We start from the raw sequence: 3,908 nt of genomic DNA on the forward strand, positions 1-3,908 counted from the left end.
GTCGCCGGGGCGGCCGGGCCGGCGAAGCCGCTCCCCCCGGCCAGCCGGTGTCGCCGCCCGCCCGGCAGCACCACGTCGGCGGCGCTCATGCGCGCAGCTCCGGAACCTGGACGCGGACGCCCTCGCGGGCCGCGCGCAGCCCCAGCTCGGCGAGCTGAACGCCGCGCGCGCCGGCCAGGAAGTCCCACTGGAACGGCTCGCCGGCCACGACGTGCCGCAGGAACGCCTCCCACTGCACCCGGAAGCCGTTGTCGAACTCCTCGTTGTCGGGCACCTCGGCCCACTGGGCGCGGAAGTCCTCGGTGACCGGCAGGTCCGGGTTCCACACCGGTTTCGGGGTGACCGCCCGGTGCTGCACCCGGCAGTTGCGCAGTCCGGCGACGGCGCTGCCCTCGGTGCCGTCGACCTGGAACTCCACCAGCTCGTCGCGGTACACCCGCACGCCCCAGGACGAGTTGATCTGCGCGATGATCCCGCCGTCGAGTTCGAAGATGGCGTACGCGGCGTCGTCGGCGGTGGCCGCGTAGGTGCGGCCGTCCTCGTCGACCCGCTCGGGCACGTGGGTGGCGGTCACGCAGGAAACCGCGTTGACCCGGCCGAACAACTCCTCCAGCACGTAGTGCCAGTGCGGGAACATGTCGGACGTGATCCCGCCGCCGTCCTCGGCCCGGTAGTTCCAGGACGGGCGTTGGGCCGGCTGCCAGTCACCCTCGAAGACCCAGTAGCCGAACTCGCCCCGCACCGAGAGGATCCGGCCGAAGAAGCCGCCGTCGATGAGCCGCTTGAGCTTGCGCAGACCGGGCAGGAACAGCTTGTCCTGCACGACGCCGGTGCGGACGCCGGCCGCGTCGGCCGCCCGGGCCAGGTCGAGCGCGCTGGCAGTGTCCTCGGCCAGGGGCTTCTCGGTGTAGATGTGCTTGCCGGCCTCGATCGCCTGGCGGATCGCCTTCTCGCGCTGCTGGGTGACCTGGGCGTCGAAGTAGATCTCGACGTCGTCACGGGCCAGCGCCGAGGTCAGGTCGGTGGTCCAGTCGGTGAGGCCGTGCCGTTCGGCGAGCTCGCGCAGCTTCGTCTCGTTACGCCCGACCAGGACCGGTTCCGGCCAGATGGTCGTGCCGTCGGCCATTGGCACGCCGCCGGACTCGCGGATGGCAAGCAGGGACCGGACGAGGTGCTGGCGGTAGCCCATCCGTCCGGTCACGCCGTTGACGATGATGCCGATGGACCTGCGGGTCATGGTGTTCCTTCCGTCGTGCTGGTCGTGCCGATCCGCGTTCAGTGGTTGGCGGCCGCGCTGCCGAGCAACCCGCGCAGTTCGGTGGCGAGCCGGTCGAAGCGGGGGTCCGACATCACCTGCGCGTAGTCGCGGTGCGCCGGCAGCTCGACCGGGAAGGTGCGGATGATCCGGCCGGGCCGGGCACTCATCACCACGACCCGGGTGCCGAGGAAGACCGCCTCGGCGATGGAGTGGGTGACCAGCACCACAGTGGTGCCGGTCTCCCGCCAGATGCGGTGCAGCTCGGCGTTCATCTGCTCCCGGGTCAGCGCGTCCAGGGCGCCGAAGGGCTCGTCCATGAGCAGCACCGGCGGGGCGTGCAGCAGCGCGCGGCACAGCGCCACCCGCTGCTGCATGCCGCCGGACAGCTCGTGCGGCAACGCCTTCTCGAAGCCGGTCAGGCCGGTCATCTCGATCAGCTCGTCGGCGCGGCGGGCCGCCCGTGCCCGGTCCATGCCCCGCATCTCGGCCTGGAGCAGGATGTTGGCCCGCGCGCCGCGCCACTCGAGCAGCGCGGCCTTCTGGAAGACGAAGCCGATCTCCTTCTGCGGGCCGCGTACCGGGCGCTCCAGCAGCGACACCTCGCCGCTGGTGGGCTGGACCAGCCCGGCGACGATCTTCAGGAGGGTAGACTTGCCGCAGCCGGACGGGCCGACGATGGTGACGAACTCCCCCGGCTCGATGTCGAGGGACACGTCGTCGAGGGCGGTGGTCTGCGACCGCCGGGTGGTGAACCGGACGGTCACCCCGGACATCCCGATGGCGGTGCCGGTCGCTGCCGGCGCGGCGCTCACCGGGTCACCCCTGCGCCGCGTACGAGGAGTCCCAGTACGCGTTGGGCGCCCCCGGGTCCTTCAGCTCGGCGTAGCGCGACATCAGGTCGATGGTCTCGGACCACTGGGCCTCGGTGTTGACCCCGGGCGGGCCGTCCGGGCCGAGCAGCGGCAGGTTGAGGGTGAGCTGTTTGGTGAGCACCTCCGGGGCGGGCTCGTTCTCGGCGAGCGCGACCATGGCGCTCACCGCGCCAGCGGGGTCGCGGGCGGCGTCGGCCCAGGACTTCTGGGTGGCCCGGACGAACTTGCGGGCCAACTCCGGGTCCTTCTGCAGGGTCTGCGTGTTGGCGATCAGGCCGGTGCCGAGCAGGTTCATCCCGTAGTCGGCGAAGAGCAGCACGTCGACCTTCTTGCCGGTCTTGCTCTCGATGGTCGGGGCCTGGTCGTGGAAGAAGCCCATGATGGCGTCGACCTTGCCCTCGGCGAGCGCGGCGATCTTGCCGGCGGCGTCCACGTTGACGACCTTGACGTCGTTCTTGTTGACGCCGTTCTTCTCCAGCCAGGCCGGGAAGGTCGCGTAGAGGGCGTCGCCGGGGGTGCCGCCGACGGTCTTGCCCTTCAGGTCGGCCGGGGTCTTGATGTTCTTCTCGGTGAAGAACTCCACCGAGGACGGGCCCTTCTCCAGGTACGCGCCGAGGCTGCGCACCGGCATTCCGCTGGCCACGGACTTGAGCAGCACCGGGCTGTCGGCCCAGCCGAAGTCGGTCTGCTTCTGGGCGACCTGCTTGACCGTGTTGCCGGAGCCGTTGCCGGGCAGGATCTTCAGGTCGATGCCCTCGGCGGAGTAGTAGCCCTTCTGCAGGCCGTAGTAGAAGGGAGCGTGCTCGCCGTACGGCACCCAGTTGAGGGTGAGAGTGACCTGTTTGCTGCCGTCGGCGCCGGTCTTGCCCGTGGAGTCGTCCGCACCGCAGCCGGTGGCGGAAAGGAGCAGGGCGGCGGTGGCCAGGATGGTGGTGGCGGTGCGTTTCATCGGTGCCTCCGTGATGGGGTCGGTCAGGAGGTGGTGAGGGACACGCCGGCGCGACGGCTGGCGTGCCACGGAATGAGCAGTGCCTCGGCGATCTCGACCAGGACGAACAGGACGATGCCGATGGCGGACATCAGGATCAGGTCGGCGAACAGCAGTGGGGCGTCGAGGTTGCCGTTGGCCAGCAAGAGGACGTAGCCGAGCCCTTCGCTGGCGCCGACGAACTCGCCGACCACGGCACCGACCACGGCGAGGGTGACGGCCACCTTGAGGCCGGCCATCAGGTGCGGCAACGCGTTCGGAAAGCGGATCTTGCGGAAGGTGCGCCACGGCCCGGCGCCCATGGTGGCGGAGAGGTCGAGCAGTTCCGGGTCGGTGGACCGCAGGCCGGCCACCCCGGAGATGACCACCGGGAAGAACGCGATGAGCACGGCCAGGATGATCTTCGGGGTGAGGCCGAGACCGAACCAGACCACCAGCAGCGGCGCGATGGCGATCTTCGGGATGACCTGTGCGAACAGGACGATCGGGTAGAGCGCCTTGTCCAGGGTGCGCGAGTAGGCGATGGCGACAGCGGTGGCCAGCCCCAGCGCGGCGGCCAGCACGAAGCCGAGCACCGTCTCGTAGAGCGTGACCATGGTGTGCCGGGCCAGCTCGGACCACTGGCCGGTCATCGTGGTCCAGACCTGGCCGGGAGTGGGCACCAGGTAGTTCGGCACGTACTCCCGGGCGGCGACGAACCACCAGGCGACGAAGAAGGCGACCAGCACCAGCGCCGGTCGCCACAGCGAGTCGGCGAGGGCCACCACGCCCGACGCTCGGTCGGCGCGCG

The 3,908-nt window shown here is 70.5% G+C and carries 4 protein-coding genes; all 4 read right to left on the bottom strand.

All coding sequences use genetic code 11. The features are described 5' to 3' along the window. Window positions 1-85 precede the first annotated feature (85 nt). On the bottom strand, window positions 86-1,237 hold the full coding sequence (locus AB0J68_RS28730) for a Gfo/Idh/MocA family oxidoreductase (protein WP_355137526.1): 1,152 nt from the start codon (window positions 1,235-1,237) through the stop codon (window positions 86-88). 38 nt (window positions 1,238-1,275) lie between these two features. Beyond that, a complete protein-coding gene (locus tag AB0J68_RS28735; RefSeq protein WP_363941600.1) occupies window positions 1,276-2,070 on the bottom strand; it encodes an ABC transporter ATP-binding protein in 795 nt (264 codons plus the stop codon). Window positions 2,071-2,074: 4 nt separating this feature from the next. Further along, window positions 2,075-3,079 carry an ABC transporter substrate-binding protein gene (locus AB0J68_RS28740; RefSeq protein WP_363941603.1) on the bottom strand — a complete coding sequence of 335 codons (1,005 nt, stop codon included), beginning with the start codon at window positions 3,077-3,079 and terminating at the stop codon, window positions 2,075-2,077. Between the two features lie 23 nt (window positions 3,080-3,102). Beyond that, window positions 3,103-3,908 (bottom strand): ABC transporter permease (locus tag AB0J68_RS28745; RefSeq protein WP_363941605.1); only part of this gene is annotated, 806 nt, incomplete at its 5' end.

The sequence above is a fragment of the Micromonospora sp. NPDC049580 genome, from assembly GCF_040675595.1.
In the GTDB taxonomy this organism is placed as follows: domain Bacteria; phylum Actinomycetota; class Actinomycetes; order Mycobacteriales; family Micromonosporaceae; genus Micromonospora.